Origin of the sequence: Paenibacillus sp. OK060, from assembly GCF_900101205.1 — a bacterium.
Taxonomy (GTDB): Bacteria; Bacillota; Bacilli; order Paenibacillales; family Paenibacillaceae; genus Paenibacillus; species Paenibacillus marchantiae.
On record NZ_FNFR01000008.1, the window covers coordinates 200,259 to 218,307 of the forward strand.

General features: G+C 46.8%; 13 protein-coding genes. 2 read left to right on the forward strand and 11 right to left on the reverse strand.

Translation table 11 applies throughout. From position 1 onward, the window contains the following. Positions 1–2 precede the first annotated feature (2 nt). From BLS14_RS26215 to BLS14_RS26240, 6 genes are all read right to left on the reverse strand, one after another. Positions 3–2,351 carry a glycoside hydrolase family 3 N-terminal domain-containing protein gene (locus tag BLS14_RS26215; protein ID WP_176854764.1) on the reverse strand — a complete coding sequence of 783 codons (2,349 nt, stop codon included), beginning with the start codon at positions 2,349–2,351 and terminating at the stop codon, positions 3–5. Positions 2,352–2,385: 34 nt separating this feature from the next. Then, complete coding sequence (locus BLS14_RS26220; RefSeq protein WP_205525065.1) at positions 2,386–3,240, reverse strand: carbohydrate ABC transporter permease; 855 nt, start codon at positions 3,238–3,240, stop codon at positions 2,386–2,388. A gap of 84 nt (positions 3,241–3,324) precedes the next feature. After that, the gene (locus BLS14_RS26225; RefSeq protein WP_063566098.1) at positions 3,325–4,254 is read right to left on the reverse strand and encodes an ABC transporter permease; all 930 of its coding nucleotides are present in this window, start codon (positions 4,252–4,254) and stop codon (positions 3,325–3,327) included. Positions 4,255–4,329: 75 nt separating this feature from the next. Beyond that, on the reverse strand, positions 4,330–5,802 hold the full coding sequence (locus BLS14_RS26230; RefSeq protein WP_063566099.1) for an ABC transporter substrate-binding protein: 1,473 nt from the start codon (positions 5,800–5,802) through the stop codon (positions 4,330–4,332). A 281-nt stretch (positions 5,803–6,083) separates the two neighbouring features. Next, complete coding sequence (locus tag BLS14_RS26235) at positions 6,084–7,598, reverse strand: response regulator transcription factor (protein ID WP_072735478.1); 1,515 nt, start codon at positions 7,596–7,598, stop codon at positions 6,084–6,086. A gap of 1 nt (position 7,599) precedes the next feature. Beyond that, positions 7,600–9,429, reverse strand: coding sequence for a sensor histidine kinase (locus tag BLS14_RS26240; protein WP_063566101.1), 1,830 nt, complete (start codon positions 9,427–9,429; stop codon positions 7,600–7,602). A gap of 211 nt (positions 9,430–9,640) precedes the next feature. On the opposite strand from BLS14_RS26240, the gene BLS14_RS26245 reads away from it, so the two are divergent. After that, on the forward strand, positions 9,641–12,397 hold the full coding sequence (locus tag BLS14_RS26245) for an endo-beta-N-acetylglucosaminidase (protein ID WP_090954673.1): 2,757 nt from the start codon (positions 9,641–9,643) through the stop codon (positions 12,395–12,397). An 88-nt stretch (positions 12,398–12,485) separates the two neighbouring features. Here the strand turns inward: BLS14_RS26245 and BLS14_RS26250 are convergent, their stop codons facing one another. From BLS14_RS26250 to BLS14_RS26270, 5 genes are all read right to left on the reverse strand, one after another. Continuing rightward, a complete protein-coding gene (locus tag BLS14_RS26250; protein ID WP_090954675.1) occupies positions 12,486–13,142 on the reverse strand; it encodes a hypothetical protein in 657 nt (218 codons plus the stop codon). Further along, positions 13,143–13,661 carry a DinB family protein gene (locus BLS14_RS26255; protein ID WP_079696667.1) on the reverse strand — a complete coding sequence of 173 codons (519 nt, stop codon included), beginning with the start codon at positions 13,659–13,661 and terminating at the stop codon, positions 13,143–13,145. 95 nt (positions 13,662–13,756) lie between these two features. Beyond that, positions 13,757–14,728 carry a helix-turn-helix transcriptional regulator gene (locus BLS14_RS26260; protein WP_090954677.1) on the reverse strand — a complete coding sequence of 324 codons (972 nt, stop codon included), beginning with the start codon at positions 14,726–14,728 and terminating at the stop codon, positions 13,757–13,759. Between the two features lie 86 nt (positions 14,729–14,814). After that, on the reverse strand, positions 14,815–16,350 hold the full coding sequence (locus BLS14_RS26265) for a replication initiation and membrane attachment family protein (RefSeq protein ID WP_063566106.1): 1,536 nt from the start codon (positions 16,348–16,350) through the stop codon (positions 14,815–14,817). Positions 16,351–16,705: 355 nt separating this feature from the next. Beyond that, on the reverse strand, positions 16,706–16,999 hold the full coding sequence (locus BLS14_RS26270; RefSeq protein WP_053783239.1) for a YuiB family protein: 294 nt from the start codon (positions 16,997–16,999) through the stop codon (positions 16,706–16,708). A gap of 230 nt (positions 17,000–17,229) precedes the next feature. Here BLS14_RS26270 and hemQ point away from each other — a divergent pair, with 230 nt between their 5' ends. Next, positions 17,230–17,976 (forward strand): hydrogen peroxide-dependent heme synthase, encoded by a 747-nt coding sequence (gene hemQ, locus BLS14_RS26275; protein ID WP_063566107.1) that lies wholly within the window; start codon positions 17,230–17,232, stop codon positions 17,974–17,976. Positions 17,977–18,049: the final 73 nt, after the last annotated feature.

Here is an 18,049-nt window from a genome sequence, read left to right on the forward strand (position 1 = left end):
CCTTACGCCTCCTCTACCGTCAGCTCGGCGAACTGCGTATCTTTCACATGTCTTCCGATATGAATATGAAATTGTCCTGGTTCAACGACAGGCGTGAGATCACGACCGATATATTGCAGCTGCTCCGCTCCAATATGGAAGGCTACCGTCTTCGTCTCTCCAGGTTCCAAATTCACTTTTTCAAACCCCTTCAGCTCTTTAGCTGGACGTGCCACACGGCTAACCACGTCGGATACATACATCTGAATGACTTCTGCACCTCTGCAAGACCCTGTATTGGTGACTTCCACTGATACGGTGACTGTCTCGTTGGCCGTCATCGATTCTGTACTTAGCTTCGGCTCACTGTAATCAAAAGTAGTATAGCTGAGCCCATATCCGAATGGATAACGAGGCTCCAGATCCTCTTCCAAATAACGCTTGCCGCGTGAACGTTTGCCATTATAGTAAATCGGTAATTGACCCACATGCTTCGGAATGGATACCGTCAGTTTACCGGACGGATTCACTTCGCCGAACATAATGTCCGCAATGGCGTGCCCACCCTCTTGGCCTGGGTACCATGCTTCCAGAATGGCATCGGCATGTTCATCCACCCAAGGCTCGGTGATCGGGCGACCGTTGATATAAACAATGACAAGTGTTTTGCCAAGTTTGTGAATCTCTTGAATCAGCTCCAGCTGGACTCCGGCAAGCCCAAGCGTCATGCGGTCAATGCCTTCTCCACACTCCATGTCATTCCATGAGTTATCGGACACATTGGAAGCACCTGTCTTCAGATCGATGGTTCCTTCACCAAAATCACGGGCACTCGAGCCGCCAACGACCATGATGACTGTATCTGCCTGACGTGCAGTTTCTATTGCGTGCTCGAACCCTTCTCTCGAATCACCCTTGATGCGACATCCCGGTGCATAGAAAACCTGATTTTCACTATTCGAATGTCCAGTTGAGCCTTCCCCTGCGTGCCCACTCTCACTTACAGCAAGCTTACTGCGGATGCCATCCAGTACCGTAGCCACTTTGGACTTCGGTTGGGGGGAAGTATAATCGCCCAACTGGTTGTAGGCTTGGTCTGCATTAGGACCAATGACAGCAATTCGGCCCGCTGTTGCCGTCGACAGAGGTAACGTTGCAGCTTCATTTTTGAGCAATACCACACCTTCTGCAGCCAATTGGCGTGCCAGTTGAATATGCTCTTCACTGCCAATGACTTCTGCCGCTCGATCGGCATCCACATAAGGCTGCTCAAATAATCCCAGCTTGAATTTCAGTGCCAGCACACGGCGGACAGCTTGATCCAGTACATGCATTTCAAGTTTGCCTTCCGAGATCGCTTGCACCAGATATTGTCCAAACATCTCACCGGACATTTCCATATCAATACCAGCCTGAATGGCCTGTACGGATGCTTCCAATCCATCTGCCGCCACATCATGCCCACTTGCGAGCATGTTGATGGCTCCGCAGTCCGTAATCACCAGACCGTCAAAGCCCCAGTCTTTTCGCAGAACGTCATCCAGCAGTTCCGTATTAACCGTACACGGGATACCGTCGATTTCGTTATAAGCCGGCATAATGGATTGAGCGCCTGCTTCAACAGCTTTGCGGAACGGATACAGATCTACTTCCAGCAGCTCACGCCAGCCCATATGCACCGGTCCCGCATTGCGTCCACCTTCCGAGCTGCCATAACCGACAAAGTGTTTCAGTGTAGCCGCTACCGCATCCTCTTGGTCCAAACGCTCGCCCTGAAGTCCTTGCACGGAAGCAACAGCTAGCTCACCAATGAGATACGGGTCTTCACCAAAGCATTCCTCGGTACGCCCCCAGCGTGGATCACGTACAACATCCAGCACCGGAGAATACGTTACTGCACCGCCTTGAGCACGCGTCTCGCGAGCGACCGCCCGGCACATGTCACGGTACAGATCCACGTTCCAAGTACTTCCTAAGAGAAGGGGAACTGGATAGACCGTACCGTCAATCGCCATATGTCCGTGAGAGCATTCCTCTCCGATCAGAATGGGAATCCCCAGTCTGGAATGCTCTACAGCATGGCGCTGAATGAGGTTTACTGCTTCTGCCCCTTCTCTGGCAGACAGTCCATTTTCAAGCGTAACACCCGTCCATGGATCTGCACGAAGTGCACCGTACAGGGAGCCTATGCCCCCGTTTTCCACCTGCTGCTTAAAGGATTCATTCAGCGTGATGTTCCCTTGATCATTCGTATATGTCTGCCAACCAAAAGGCTGGATGAGTTGACCCGCCTTTTCTTCCGTCGTCATTAAGCTCAGCAGATGTTCTACTCGCTCTTCCACGGATTTACTTTTGTCCTTATATATCATCATCCTTCGATACCTCCACCCTATAGAAGTGATTCGGTTACTCTTTGACAGCTCCGACCGTCAGACCCTGTACAAAGTAACGCTGGAAGAACGGATAAGCGAAAATAATCGGCAATGTAGCGAGAACCACCATGGCCATCCGTGAAGTATCCTGCGGGATGGATTGCATCGCCGCCAGACTCATCGAGCTGTTCGCCGAGTTCTGCTGGATGAACTGGATGCTGGACTCAATCCGCATCAGCATCGATTGCAGAGGTACGAGGTTGGGGTTATCGATATATAACAGCGCATTGAACCAATCGTTCCAGTAACCGAGCGTACTGAACAATCCGATTGTCGCCAACCCTGGCAACGATAATGGAATAACAATCTTCATAAACGTATAAAATTCTCCGGCTCCATCAATTTTCGCGGATTCAATGACCGCATCCGGTACACTGGTTGAATAGAATGTACGTAGGATCATGATATAGAAGGCATTCATTGCAAGCGGCAGAACCAGTGCCCATATGCTATCTTTTAAATGAAGAAGTTGGGATACGACCATATAGGTCGGAATCATCCCGCCGTTGAACAACATGGTCAGAATGGCAAATATGGAGAAAAATCTCCGATAACGGAAACTCTTGCGGGAAATTGCATAAGCATACAGCGACATTAGAATCAGACTTATGATGGTACCCAGCACCGTCACCAAAATGGTTACCCCATAAGCACGCAGCAGCGTGTCTCCACTCTGCCACACAAACTGATAGGCTGCGAGACTCCATTCCTTCGGAATCAGTCGATACCCGTCACGGGCCAGTGCTTTCTCGTCCGTGAACGAGATGATCACTACAAACACGAAAGGAAATACACAGATTAAAGCGAATAGTCCGGCCAAAATATTCATAATGACGTTCCAGCCATTGGATACATGATGGAAGTCGCGTTTTTTTACGATTTGAGCCACAGTGGTTCACTCCTTTCCCTTGTCCTAGAATAAGCTGCTATCTTTATCGATTTTGCGTACAACATAGTTGGAAATGATAACAAGCACGAAGCCTACAACGGATTGATACAATCCGGCAGCGGTACTCATGCCAATCTCACCACTTGTTTTCAAGCCACGATACACATAGGTATCAATAACATTGGTAACGGCATACAACGTACCCGAATCCCTTGGAACCTGATAGAAGAGACCAAAGTCGGCATAGAAGATGCGACCCACAGCCAGCAACGTCATAATAATAATGATAGGTGAGAGCAAAGGAATCGTAATGTTGCGGATCTGCTGCCATTTATTGGCGCCATCGATCATCGCTGCCTCATACAGCGACCGATCAATCCCCAGAATGGAAGCGAGATAGACAATGCTGTTGTACCCGATCGTTTTCCACAAAGCTACAAACACCAGGATATACGGCCAATACTTCGCTTCCGAATACCACTGAATCGGTTCCACACCGAACCACCCAATAATCTGGTTCAACATCCCCCGATCCATGCTCAGGAAGCTGAACGCGAAATAACCGACAATAACCCAGGATAGGAAATACGGCAGGAACATACCTGTTTGATACAATTTGGCTAATCGTTTATTGACCAGCTCCGAGAGCAGAATTGCCAAACCTACAGCGAATACCAGCCCCAGAATAATAATGGCAAGGTTATAAAAAAGCGTGTTTCGAGTAATGAGCCAAGCATCGTTAGTGCTGAACAGGAATTTAAAGTTATCCCAACCCACCCATTCGCTCTTCATCAGACTGGCCCAGAAGCCTTCGCGGCTGAAACGATATTGTTTGAATGCTGCTACTGTACCAACCAATGGCAAGTAGGAAAAGAAGAAGAACCAGATGGCGCCTGGCAGCACCATGAACAGCATGACTCGGTTTCTAATCAGATTTTTCAAAAATGCGGTCATATGAAGATCCTCCTTCAGGCTTGAATGAAAAAGGATCGGGCGCAACAAGCAGCGGCCCGATCCCTGAATTTACCCTTACTTATTTGCCGCTCTCCAGGCATCAAGCTGGGTTTGGGCTTCAGCCATCACTTTTTCAAGTCCGGCTTGATTGAACTTCTCAATCACTTGCTCCAAATTGTTCTCTGGGTCCAGCGTACCTGTCATCAATGCGGCCCAGTATTGCTCTTTGACATTCTGCACAGCTGTCAGTTCCGAAGACACCTTACTTGAGTCAAAGTTAAAGCTCAGAATTGGGGAATTTACACCCTCTGCATTAAACTTCTTAAACTCATCCCATTTGTTATCCGGGTCATTGTTGTTCAGATACAACAACATGTTGTTACCGAGGGAGTAAGAAGGCATATCGTAGTTCTTGGATTCAGCGAGATTTTCCATGTGCGTGTCATCCACTTTTTTGTAGTGAACGCCTTCAATACCGGAATCAACCATATTGCGCAGAACTGGATCTGTATTCAACAGGTTCAGGAACTCCATTGCTTTCTCCGGATATTCGGAGTTGGCCGAGATGGCCATGATCGAACCTTGTACAGACGTGTTAGTGATGATCGCATCACTAGCTGGTGTGGAAACTACCGGATATCCGTAACTTGCCGACCATTGGTTGTCTGCAAGCGGTTGAGTTTGTGCACGATCCAGGAACCAGTTGCCTGATGTAGTCAGGTCATTGGTAGAGCCTGTTGTTGCTGCCTCTGCAGATACATAACCAGCTTTATAGTATTTGCTCATCGTTTTGAGTGCTGCTTTCATTTCCGGAGTATCCAGAATGTTCACGATCTTGTAATCCGTTGTATCCAGTTTGATCGCCATTGGCAAATTCTGAATGACATAGTCATAAGGAACATAAGGAACGAAGTTTTTATCCATTCCAAATGGAGTCACGCTTGGCTCATTTTCCTTGATTGTTTTGAGCAAAGGCTCCAGACTGTCCAACGTACGGATATTGGAGATGTCCATTTTGTATTTATCAAGCAGCGTTTTGTTGAAACGCCATACCTCTTGTTGAGGCAGCTCTTTGTTGGCCGGAATTCCGTAATTGTGTCCGTCTACTTTCGAACCACTCAGGAATGCAGGATCAATCGTTTTAATAAGGTCCTGACCATATTTAGGGAGCAAGTCATCCAGTTCCAGGAATGCACCCTTTCTGGCATTTTGAACATAATCGAATCCGCCGGAAGAGGTGAACAGGATGTCCATTGGCTCGCCGGATGCTACGTTAACTTGCATTTTTTGCGGATAGTCACCCCAGTCAACCATTTTCATCGTTACTGTGGCATTAATTTTTTCTTTCGTGTACTTGCTGACTTCTTCCATCACTTTATTAACATCTTTCTGAGGGGTACCAATGGTGTACCAGATCAGCTCGACAGGAGCCTCTCCTGCTTCCCCTGATTCTGAAGCATCCTTGCTTCCTCCACAGGCGCTAAGAACGAGTGTAACCGCCATCAATAATGCAAGTACGAGAGAAAAACTTTTTCTTTGTTTACTCATTTCCTTGATCCTCCCTTTTCGTGTTCCCTTTAGCTCTACAAACTAACTGCTTTAACCTTATCGAATGAAAGCATTTTCAAAAAGAAGATAAACTTAATATTTCGAGGTACAAATTAAAGAGAAATCTGTACTGATTCATTAATTTGTACCTATTTGAATAAATCGCTTACATCAAAAAGACATGCTGAGTAACATTTGGCATCACTCCATTGCATGCCCTCCTGTCCCCAGAATGTCTCATTCATTTCAGTCCACTGGTCCAATCGGTGATCCACTGAACATTATCCAAAAACCTTAAAATCAGTTGGTGAAATTCCCACATACTTGCGGAACTGTTTATAGAAATATCCGGTCTCCCAGTACCCGACATTCCTTGCAATCTCATGTACTTTCAGATTCGAATTGCGCAGCTGTTCCTTGGCACGTTCAATCCGATATTTATTGATATATTCGGCAAAAGTCTCCCCGGTCTCCTTGTGGAACAGTTGTCCCAAATATACCGGATGAAGATGATAGTGAGCACCCAGCAGCTTCAGGGAAAGCTCTTCTGCGTAATGTTTGTCAATATGTTGAAGCACCTGGTTGACGATCGGATTCTTTAAATCCTGAAGCAGAGACTGAATCGTCTCCGAACCAACCTGCTGCAACGCCTGCACGAGTTCGTCAAACGTTCCGCTGTCCAATACAAGGCGAAGTCCACGTTGGTAAATAGGCGATTCATCGGAATGTTTAATGCCCTCCAATTCCATCTTGAAGCGAATGACCACTTCCAGTGCGATGTTCTGCAACTCAGCCGGAGTAACCCCGTCGCGGTGCTGTTCAAAATCGACCCGAATCCGCTCCGCAAGCAGCTCTGCATTACGGGATAGAATGAGCTTCGCGTACTCCTTCCAATCGATCGAGAAGGAAGAAGCAGAGCTTCCACCCTTCTCCAATATGGCATGATCGATCACTTTGAGATCGGGATAGATCATCACATACTGGAGAGCCTTTTTCGCCTCCTGATAGCTTGTCGGCGCATGGTGAAGTCCACGTATCAGACTTCCTACCCCAATCAGAACAGCAGGATGTGTCTCACATAGCGCAGCGGATAATGCCTGAAGGCACTCCATAAACTTCTCTTTCTCGTCCTCGCCTGCATGCACATTGGCAACGATGACGATGTCCCCATCGATGTCATGAAATATATTCACATAGGACTTATCCTTCAGCATGTCCTCCACTCGCTCGAACATGCCGGATACTTCCCCTTTAGTTCGCAGGATAGCTACTGCAACATCGGGTGCATCCAGCGAAAGGTTCAAGAATTGAGCCCGTTCCTCGAATTCCGTGGCGGCAATCTGTCCCGTCAACCATCGGTGAAGGATGTTGTCTTTCAGAATCTGAACACCATAAGCATCATCCGTTTGAGGAGACAACGCATGGTCCAGCTTGGAAGCCGTATTGCGAAGCGTCGACTCCAGCTCTTCCACATTGATCGGTTTGAGCAGGTAATTTTCGATGCCTAGCTGCATGCCCTCTTTCAAATATTCAAACTCATTAAAACCACTTAAAATAATCACCTTGATCTCAGGCTGCAACTGCCTTGCTTCCCGAATCAGATCCAGACCATTCATGAATGGCATCGATATATCCGTGATCAGAATGTCCACAGGCTGCGCAGACAAGGCGTTTAATGCGGCCTGTCCATTGCCGGCATGACTTACAATTTCCATATCAAACGACGACCAATCCAAAATATCGTACAATCCTTCAATGATGAACGGTTCATCATCCACAATAAATACCTTGTACATATTAAAAACCTGTCCCTTCTGTATGAGGATAACGAACCCTGATCAGGGTTCCTTCTCCGAGTGTACTTTCTATCGTGATGCCGAATTCCGGTCCATACAGGAAACGCAAACGGGTGTGTACGCTGCGCAGTCCGAACATTTTACCCGACTCTTCCGGACGTTCCAGTTCTTCTAAAATTTCAGTCAGGCGCTCAGGATCAATGCCTTTACCGTTATCTCTAACCTCTACCTGCAAAGCGTCGCCCAGTTCCTCAACAACAATCGCTAATTGATTATCCGAACGTTCTGTCTGAATGCCGTGCACCACATAGTTCTCAATAATTGGCTGTAGGGACAGCTTAACCACCGGATGCTGATTATGCACAGGGTCCAACTGAATCGTGTACATGAAAATATCCTTATACCGGATTCGGAACAATTCCAGATACAGACGGCAAGCTTCCATCTCATCCTTGAGCGTATAATTTTTCTTCTGTTGAACAAGGCTCTTGAATAACACGGATAAACTGTAGATCATCTCCCCGACATCCTTCGCCCCCTGCGAAATTGCCCTCATTCGGATGACCTCCAACGTGTTATAGAGAAAGTGAGGATTAATCCGTGCCTGGAGAGCGACCAGTTCTGTCTCCTTTTGTTTGATCTCGGCTTTGTAGACGCGTTCAATATATTGATTAAGTTCATCCAGCATATCGTTGAAACTGTGTGAGATCTGTCCAAGCTCATCATCACGGGCATCATCGATGCGTGCTGTCAGGTTGCCGTATTTCACCCTTTGGGTGAAACGAATGATTCTGCGGGTGCGTTTGGCAAAATTAATAATGAAAAACGCCGGAACCAACACTGCAAACAGGATACATATGATGCTAATCGAAACGATTGTGTTGCGTGTACCCGCATAGGCCTCAGCCATCTCATCCACAGGAACCGTGCCAACGACCACATAGCCCTGATCCGCCGAGACAAACTTGTTCACATACATATTTCGCTCCTTTTTCATCGAGTCCATATCCGTCTGATCAAACAGGGAATCGGCCACATTGATATAGGGGTACTTCTTGCCGTAATAGTTACTGTTGGAATCGAACAATACTGTACCTTTGGCTGACAGCACCACAATTTCTCCCTTGAGATTACTTTCGTAACTATCCAAAGCGTTGCCAATACCTGCTGAGTCAAAGAAAACAAGGAACTGACCCAAATTTCGAAGGGTCTGTGTATCGTTGATAGGCACCCGAATCGCATACAGCGCCGGGTCCCATTGATCAATTTCTTTACGAATCCAATAGTTTGGTGCGCTGATATTCGGTGTCTCCATCGCCATCACGTCAGGAATATAGGAATGAGCCACATTGGTGTTCAGCTTTCTGAACTGCTTATGTTGATTGAAGGAGGACAGATCCTGCCGCTCGGCACTATATAACATCACTTGATTGATATCCGAATTGCGATCCATGATATTTTGAAAATGTTTCAGTACATCAGCTGAATAATCATCCTGATTCGCATAATAGCCATTCGTCAGATGCTGTACATACTCGGCGTACGTGTGGTTCATCAGATAGGTGATATTGGCTGATAAGGCCTCATTCTGATGCATGTCCCTCACCATGTTTTGCACCGATTCATACTGCTGATGAATATATCGGTCAACACTCTCCATGGCCGCTTTCTGGATCGCCAGTTCTCGGCGAATTGTGGCATCGGACACCGACAGGAAAATGATATAGGATAAGGTAATAATCGTTACAATTGAGATCATGGAGAAGATGAACAGCATCTTCATAAACATATTATTTTTAAAGAAATTTTTGTAAACGCTAACAATTTTCAAGTCACATGTTCCCCCCGATGCTGTTTTCCTGTCTAAAGTATATCATTTGCCTTCTAACATTAACTTGTCACCTCGAACTTTTCTTTAGTTTATACCTTCCTTTCTTTAATTTCTCCCTATTTGAAAATGCTTTCATGCCCTATCGTTAACCATAAGTTTATTTTTGTGTAAAAGAATACCTTACATTCATTCGACTTGAAGGAGGAACAACATGACACGCAAACACAAACCCAAAGGCCTTATCCCCAAAGTAACCGCAATGGTTCTCACTTCGGCTCTGCTTGGACAAGTCATTGCCTCATCCGTTTATGCCGGAGACACGCTTCCTTACACAGGTGACAGCGCCAAGGGAGTAAATCAGCCTTATCAGCATGGCTACACCGCTGCCCAGATTCTGAATTGGACACCCGAAAGTGATATCCATGGTGAACTGCTTCGTGCTCATGTACCTTTGCAACCACGTAACGATTCCTTTGCGGCCACGCAGGCTTATCCCGAACTCAGCCCGGACACCCAGCTGTTTACGATGAGTGGCGATTATGGCAATTCATTCTTCGATAGCACCCCTTACACGAATGAATTCAGCGAGTACCTCTTTAATTATTGGCAGTACACAGACTATTATAGCTATTGGCATGGTATGGCTTCTGCTGGCGTGCCTGAGGAATTGTATGACCCCAATAAGGAATGGACGGAAAAGTACTTTGAGTTTGGCATTTTGAACATTCCGAATCCGGCCTACACCAATGCTGCACACAAAAACGGTGTCCGTTCCATCGCCAACATCTTCTTCTCAGACAATGATCGTGGACCACAAACCTACAAGCAGATGCTTGTGCAGGATGAAAAAGGGAACTTCCCTGTTGCTGCAAAGCTGGTCGAGATGGCAAAGTATTATAATTACGACGGATACTTCTTCAATCAGGAAGAGGTTGCCAAAGGCGTTGCGCCTGAAGACATCGCTTCCTACAAGAAATTCATGAAATATTTAAAAAACGAAGGACTATATGTTCAGTGGTATGACTCCACCATCAATACAACGGGCAAAATTCAATACCAGAACCAGTTTAACGGACTCAACAGTCCTTTTGTGCAAGATTCTGCTTTAGGCAGAGTCTCGGATTCGATCTTCCTGAATTACGTGTGGAACCATGACATGCTGCGTGATTCACGCGATCATGCCATTGGTTTGGGACTTGACCCACTGGAAACGGTATTTGCCGGTGTCGAAGGTGGGAATGACCAGTTTGGCCGTTGGAAGCAGCTCTACGATCTGCGTAACAATCTGGACGAGAACGGTCAACCGATGAACAGTATTGCAACACTTGGTGCTGACTTTACCCATAATGCCCTGGATGAAGAAATGGGCGATGGCAGCACGAATCATAGAGCCGATGATGAGTACCAATGGATGACCTTTGTTCGTGACCGCGCTTGGTGGTCAGGTCCAAATCAGGACCCAACCAACGCACGCCGTACGGCATCCGTCGATCTGTCCGATGTGTATGCTTCTGGTGCAAAGTGGGACGGCATCGCCGCTTATCTCACCGAACGCTCCGTTATTCACGGCTCCAATTTTGTGACCAATTTCAATACAGGCCACGGTCTGAAATATTATGAGGGCGGAACCGTCTCCAATGCAACCGAATGGTCCAATATTAATATTCAGGATATCCCAGTCACCTGGCAGTGGTGGATGGATAGTCAAGGTGACAAACTCACTGTTGATTTTGACTATGGTCCAACCTATGAAAAAGGTGCTCGTTATACGTATGATTCCGTTGGTGCGTTCACTGGCGGCAGTTCTCTTGTGGTGAACGGAAGTCTAAATGCGGACAATTTCCTGCGTCTGTACAAGACGGATCTGTCGATCAACGCCCAATCCAAACTGGAACTCACCTATAATAAACCGTCTGTCAACGACGCTTCCTCCATGTATGTCGGACTGATATTTGAGGATGAACCAACCAAAGTAGTCAAAGTCAAAGTGCCAGATTCAGGTCAGCACACGGCAGGCTGGAAGACTACTTCACTCGATCTAAGTGCACACCAAGGGAAGACCGTCGCAGCTTTTGGTCTATCCTTCGACCCTAATGGTACTACGATTGAAAAATATCAGATGAACATTGGTGAAATTCGTATATCCGACGGTTCTGCCGCCAAACCGAATGCTCCAACCGGATTCCATATTACCAAAGCACTGACCAACACCGATGAGTTGGTTGTCGAATGGGATATCGAGGACTATTCAAAGGTTAAGCAATATAATCTGTATGAGAACGGCGCTTATGTCGGCGGCGTGTATGACTCCACATTTTATATTAAAACGCTCAAACATCCCGCTGGCGAATTGTCCATTCGTGCTGTAGGCGCAGATGGTATCGAAAGTGAAGCAACCGTCCTGTCCTATGATCTGAATGCAGCTGTTCAGGACATTGATGTGAAATTCAAGAACAATGGCGATGCTATTGTCAGTTGGAAAAACCCGAAGAGGAACCCAGGTAAAGAGCCGATCCAGCTTACACTCCAAACGGAGTATACGAAGGAACCTTTCACCAAGACACTTCAGGTCAAAAAAGAAAAACAGTCTGCCATTCTGACAGGTCTTCCGACCAATGGCGAACATTACGTCCTGGATATTGCCATTGGCAAACAGAATCCAGTCACTACGACCGGACAACTGGCAGATACTCAGATTACACCATATGCCAAGGAAAAGGTTACGGTAAAGGATGGAAAGTATACCCTCGCATTGCCTGATTTGGAGGATTGGTACAAAATCTATATCTATGAAAATGAGGTACCACGCGAATTCGGAGTAACTTACGTTTCGCAAAAATTCCCTTATATCATTCGGGGCAGAACGAAGCTGGGTGAACTGACCTTCACGCCTTCGTCTAGTACCAGCTCCCTGAAGCTCGTTATCGAAGATTATGCTGGCAATAAAGCAACGACGATTCTGCGATAAAAGATTCACAAGAAATCAATCCAGCCCTTTCGCTTCCCTACAGGAAGTCGAAAGGGCTGGATTGATGTTTGGCACTTTTAATTTAACCCTACAATACGCCGTTCATCCCACCAAATATCCGACCTAAAACATTAAAATAGATCATAATAAATGACAATATAACTGCTAGCGATAGAATGGGTAAAAATTGTTTTTTATTTATCGGTATGATCAGCAACAACACAACAATCATGATTAAATATATTATCATAAGGACTGGAATTAGATTGTAATGAGTGTGAATGGGTAAGTAAGCGTGACGTAATTGAAACCCTTCTGACAGTAATAATGTAATGGGGAGAGCTGCAACAACATTAGATAACAGCCCACTCCCACGTGCATACCACATAATATAAGCACAGATCGGAGATACCACCGCGCATATCCCCCAAAAAACCATAGCTCTTTCTGGATAAAAATGTAGAAATAACACGGTGTAAACATAATACACGGTCAGCATTGATCCAAAAAAGGCGAATATTTTTACTGTCGCCAATTTTGGAGAATAGCTAAAAACCGCTATTATCGCTGCAACAAATATCCATACGCCCAGACGTCCACCAATATCATCAAATATAGGATTGATTCCCGGAGCATCAACAATTTTGGCTGCAACCCCCATGATAACTCCGATCAGCATGGCATACCCTATCGATACACCTCTTTGTTTTGTGGTTGACTCGCTCTTCACTCTAATCTGATTCATTTACCCTTGAACTTTCTGCTGTTCCAACAAATAAAATATATAATCGGTTGGCACACCGGTGTAACCTTGCTGTCTCAACATCGCGGTCACATTGCCCCGATGATACGTCCCGTGGTTGACAACATGCTGCAGGATGTCGGAAAAACGTGTTTCCATTTTACCGTATTTCGGATGCTCGATCGTCATCTTCTTGTCCGGTTCAGGCGTATTCCGCAGTAAATCGCGGAAACGTTCAGCAACGCGGCCAAACAGCTCCTGCATCTCATTCACAGTTTTACCCTGCGCTTCCTCTGTCCAGCCCGAGATTTTCGGGAAGATCTCCTCGTTCGGAACTTCCGCGAGCACGAGCATATAGAGCTGTTCGAACAAATACATGTGCGCACATGTTTGTGATACAGATGGGAACACGCTCGTCACTTCCGCATGGAATACCTCCTCCGGGAGTTGCTCCAGGTGTGCAAACAATCGATCGTTTGCCCAAACATGATAGTCATACTGTTGGTATGGTTGTTGAAGCATCAATGAATTCACCTTTCCCTTCTTCGCATGGTTTGGCTGCCGCTGCTGTGTCTTTATCATATAACAAGTTCGCTGACAAATGTTGTCAGCAAACTTCAATTCGGATCGTTTTCATAATGTTTGGCGATACCGTATGCCTTTTCCTGAATCCGCCGCTTCAACTCCAGTGGTTCGCGGATGCGAATGGCCGTGCCGAACGTCAGGAGATATGTCGGAAGGTACTTGTTCATCGTCGGAGCATCGATCAGAAACCGTGCCTCCCGATCGGTTCGTTCCGTCAAATAGTGGCGCAGATGCCAGTGGTTGCAAACCGCATTAAGCGTGTCAGACTGTCCCTCGATACGGATAACGGTTAACGGCCCCTCTGCCTCCCGTCTCTGGTTGGACTGCTCACAGAAAAACGCGGACGCAGAGAAAGACTCCGGCTTGTCAAACCTCGCTTCGGTTGACTCCAGCTGTTCGATTCGTTCGACGCGAAACGTCCGCATCGCCTGCGACCGATGGCAGAACGCGACAACGTACCATTCATTTCGGTCATACGCTAGCCCATATGGATCGACTTCACGTTCGTCAGCCTGCTCCGCATTCGCTTTGCGATAGACCATACGGACCGTTCGCCCGTCTTTCGTCGCTTGTTCCAAGTCCCGCAACAACGGAACTACAGAAGGTGCACGCGCTGAAAAAACGACGTCCAAGCTGCTCTGCTGGCGAGACAGATCGTGGCGCTGCTCCTCGTGCAGTCCGTTCTCCACCTTCTTCAACGCATACTCCAGCTCCTGCACATACGGATAACCAGCACCTTGGGCAAATTTAAACGCATCCACAAGTGCCTTCAACTCTACAGAGTTGAAGAACAATGGCGTTTCCTTAAAAGTCTCCAGAATACGAATACCGCCATCATGGCCCGATTCCGCAACGACCGGCACGCCACTTGCGCATAATGCGTCGATATATCGGTACACGGTGCGGACGCTAATCTCCAAATTGTCTGCGATCTGAGAGGCGGTGAGCTTTCTTCCGGATCGCAGCATCCAAAGCATGGACAGCATGTTATCCCATTTCGCCATCGGGAGTCCCCCTCTTTTCTTGAAAGAATAAAAGGCGAGTCTCCTTTAATTTAGGTGACTCGCCTTTTGGATGTATATTATGAAAATTATGAAGTTCCCTTTTGTTTGCTTGCCTGCATCTGCTGGGCAAACCTCATCATCTCTTCGAACTCTTCTTCGGATACGGCATCGCCGTCGGCGCCTATGTCTTGTACAATCGGAATTTCGGGTTTGGCTTTGGTTCCTTTGCCGTATGTACGGGAACGGGTTCCAGCTGCACCAGCAGCCTGTTTGCCTTTGACCTTGGCTTGGTCACGAATGTATTGTACCGCCTTCTCATAGGAATTCACCTGCTTGAGCAGCATGTTGGAGGCAATAGCCTCAACAAAGTTACGGTTAATTCTTTGCTCACCGCCGGATACAAGCAATGCCATCAAATAATGAATCAGCACATTGATCACTTCACCAGGCAACTTGTAACTGAGGTCGATCTTCTCAAAAATGTCCACCAGGTTGTCCGGTACGGCACCAGGGAAGAACGTCTGAAGCAATCGTGTGTAAGGCTCATTACGCAGCATCATATTGTATTGATGAATATCACACTTGGTCGAAAATTGCGGAGGCACTTCGACGTAGTATTCCATCTGTACCACATGTTCGACAGGCGGTTCACCGGAATCCTCTTTATGCTCAGGCTCCTCCATATGCTGTCTGAGAGCAACAACCTTCGCTGCCTGCACCGTCTGCTGCTCATGTCGCTTCTTGGTCTGTCTGAACTGCAGGCTTGCCTTGTGTTGAAGATCATCCAGCACCAGCTGCCCCTGTGGGTTAAAGATATCATCTTCATCCAACAAACGACATACATCCTGTACGCTGAGATTGAACTTGTTCACCACATAATTCACAATGCCGAGCTGTTCGTGATCGAACCGCAATTGCTCCACATGACGGCGATTGACCGACTCACGCGGAAAACGCAATATAATGTCGGCATAATTCAGGCTGTTCTCTTCGGCCGCACCACTTATCCCGCTGCGCTGAGCCGAAGTCGAAACTTCCGACAACGCTTGTTCCAGTTCATAATCAATGACATGGGTATTCAATTCAAATATATCGTAAAAAGGAACGGAAATATTCTCTTTATTCGCTGCTGGGTAAGGCGCGTCACCGCTCTCTATCGCCGAAAAACCGGAACGTAGTGAGAGTACGGCGAACTTGCCGATTTTGTCACGAAGCAACAGTGTCAAATGCTGTGTACGGAAAAATTCTGCCGGAGAGAGCGGAGGTTGCAGCTCATATTCATAAATGTAGTCGTCATTTTCCGGAATATACAGCCGTGAAGTCTGAAGCAAACCAACGGCTTCAAGCTTGGATGCCTGCTCCACCAAATACTTGCGCCCTTTCTCGCTGGGTTCGAGTCCCAACGTCATGAACAGCCTCCGTTGCTGTTCAAGCGGCGAGTAACCGACCTGTTCACCGGGAAGATGCTGAAATAGCAGTCGATACAAGCCTATCGCAAAGGCACCTACCATTGGCTGATACGCTCCGGTGAGCATGCGGTCATCCAGAGCACTAAGTCCAAACTCCCTGTATACGCAGTAGCGATGATGTTCAGTATAATGGTGCAAATTCTTCATGCGCATAGCTTGATCTCCTTCTCCCCAAAAGTATGTTTATCTATTCTATCATAAATGTCCGATCCTCAAATGCTCAAAAACAGGTAAAAAACGGACCTGTTCTCGCTCCGTTTCGTCCTAGGTCGACAACATTCACGTTTTCGCAGAGTTGCTAGATTACTATAAAAGCTACAGCCTTAGAACACAAGTAAACATATGGAGAAATGTTATCCAGATATATATGAGACATGTCCGAATTATCATGCACATTTTTTTGATGCATGCCAAAAAGCCTTCCCTTTGCACTCGTAAGCGTTTACGACAAAGGCAAGACCTTTACGGAAAATGCAGTCCAGCGTTTGCTGCCAAATTGGCTAGCCGATTAAAACATTTTGTACCCACCCAGACGAAGTTTGCGAATGGCCCAGCCACTGATGACCGCTCCAGCAAGTCCAGCTACGCCCGTCATATAGTCTACAATATGGAAAGAACCCAAATGCGACATCAACGATGCCGTATGATCCCATAAGGAATACACGACGACAGGCAGAATGACAATAATGAACAGATAGGAAGGAAACCAGGTTGTCTTCATCAGCATATTCAGAATGAAACCGATACCAAACATCATAACGAAAAATAACACCATTAATACCAGCACAGGTATAAACTGCATCGGGTGACGTTCACCTCTTCTTTCACTGACTCGGTTTCTCTTACTACGGATAGTAGATAGTGTACCGCAAAAAATGTGGCGAAGCAACGAACTTTCTGGACAAATTTCCCTATATTCACCTTCTCTTCATTTGCCCTTCTGCTTCCTGTTGGGATACAATGAAGACGATAAAGTACTCAACCGTCCCTTACCGGGATTTGGAAATATAACCTGCAGGAGGAATCAATTCAATGAACGAAGCCGCATCAACACTGGAGGGCTGGTACGCCCTGCACGACTTCCGCTCGATTAACTGGGCCGCCTGGAAAGCAGCCGATGATGAGGAACGCGCCGTAGCACTGGACGAGCTTCAGGCATTCTGGAAGGAATGGAAAGCAGTAGAGGATTCATCCAAAGGAAGCACTGTCGTTTATACCGTTGTAGGACAGAAGGCTGACCTTGTCATGATGCACTTGCGTGAAACGCTGGAAGATTTGAAAGCCGTTGAGAACGCGTTTAACAAAACGATGTTTGCCCAGTACACCACCAAATCATATTCTTATGTCAGTGTAGTGGAACTGAGCAATTATCTTGGCAAAGAGGGCGAAGACCCTATGCAGAACCCGGAAATTATCGCCCGTCTCAAACCGGTCCTGCCACAGCGGCAATACATCTGCTTCTACCCGATGAACAAAAAACGCGAGCTGAACGACAACTGGTACATGCTGTCGATGGACGAGCGTCGTACGATGATGCGCAGCCACGGCATGATTGGTCGCAGTTACGCTGGCAAAGTGAAACAAATCATTACCGGTTCCGTTGGTTTCGACGACTGGGAATGGGGCGTTACGTTGTTTGCGGATGATGCACTTCAGTTCAAGAAGCTCGTTTACGAGATGCGTTTTGATGAAGTCAGTGCCCGTTATGGCGAATTCGGCTCTTTCTATGTAGGAAGCCTGCTGAACGAAGGAACATTGGAAGAGATGCTCAAGCTGTAAATCGGATAAATTACAAAAAGCACCGCGATACCTCCATTAAGGAGAGGATCAGCGGTGCTTTTACTTTTTCGAA

What these genes read in the sequence shown, in the direction of transcription:
- BLS14_RS26215 (WP_176854764.1), bottom strand. Translation starts at nt 2,351, where the DNA reads ATGATGATATATAAGGACAAAAGTAAATCCGTGGAAGAGCGAGTAGAA.
- BLS14_RS26220 (WP_205525065.1), bottom strand. Translation starts at nt 3,240, where the DNA reads ATGAATATTTTGGCCGGACTATTCGCTTTAATCTGTGTATTTCCTTTC.
- BLS14_RS26225 (WP_063566098.1), bottom strand. Translation starts at nt 4,254, where the DNA reads ATGACCGCATTTTTGAAAAATCTGATTAGAAACCGAGTCATGCTGTTC.
- BLS14_RS26230 (WP_063566099.1), bottom strand. Translation starts at nt 5,802, where the DNA reads ATGAGTAAACAAAGAAAAAGTTTTTCTCTCGTACTTGCATTATTGATG.
- BLS14_RS26235 (WP_072735478.1), bottom strand. Translation starts at nt 7,598, where the DNA reads ATGTACAAGGTATTTATTGTGGATGATGAACCGTTCATCATTGAAGGA.
- BLS14_RS26245 (WP_090954673.1), top strand. Translation starts at nt 9,641, where the DNA reads ATGACACGCAAACACAAACCCAAAGGCCTTATCCCCAAAGTAACCGCA.
- BLS14_RS26250 (WP_090954675.1), bottom strand. Translation starts at nt 13,142, where the DNA reads ATGAATCAGATTAGAGTGAAGAGCGAGTCAACCACAAAACAAAGAGGT.
- BLS14_RS26255 (WP_079696667.1), bottom strand. Translation starts at nt 13,661, where the DNA reads ATGCTTCAACAACCATACCAACAGTATGACTATCATGTTTGGGCAAAC.
- BLS14_RS26260 (WP_090954677.1), bottom strand. Translation starts at nt 14,728, where the DNA reads ATGGCGAAATGGGATAACATGCTGTCCATGCTTTGGATGCTGCGATCC.
- BLS14_RS26265 (WP_063566106.1), bottom strand. Translation starts at nt 16,350, where the DNA reads ATGCGCATGAAGAATTTGCACCATTATACTGAACATCATCGCTACTGC.
- BLS14_RS26270 (WP_053783239.1), bottom strand. Translation starts at nt 16,999, where the DNA reads ATGCAGTTTATACCTGTGCTGGTATTAATGGTGTTATTTTTCGTTATG.
- hemQ (WP_063566107.1), top strand. Translation starts at nt 17,230, where the DNA reads ATGAACGAAGCCGCATCAACACTGGAGGGCTGGTACGCCCTGCACGAC.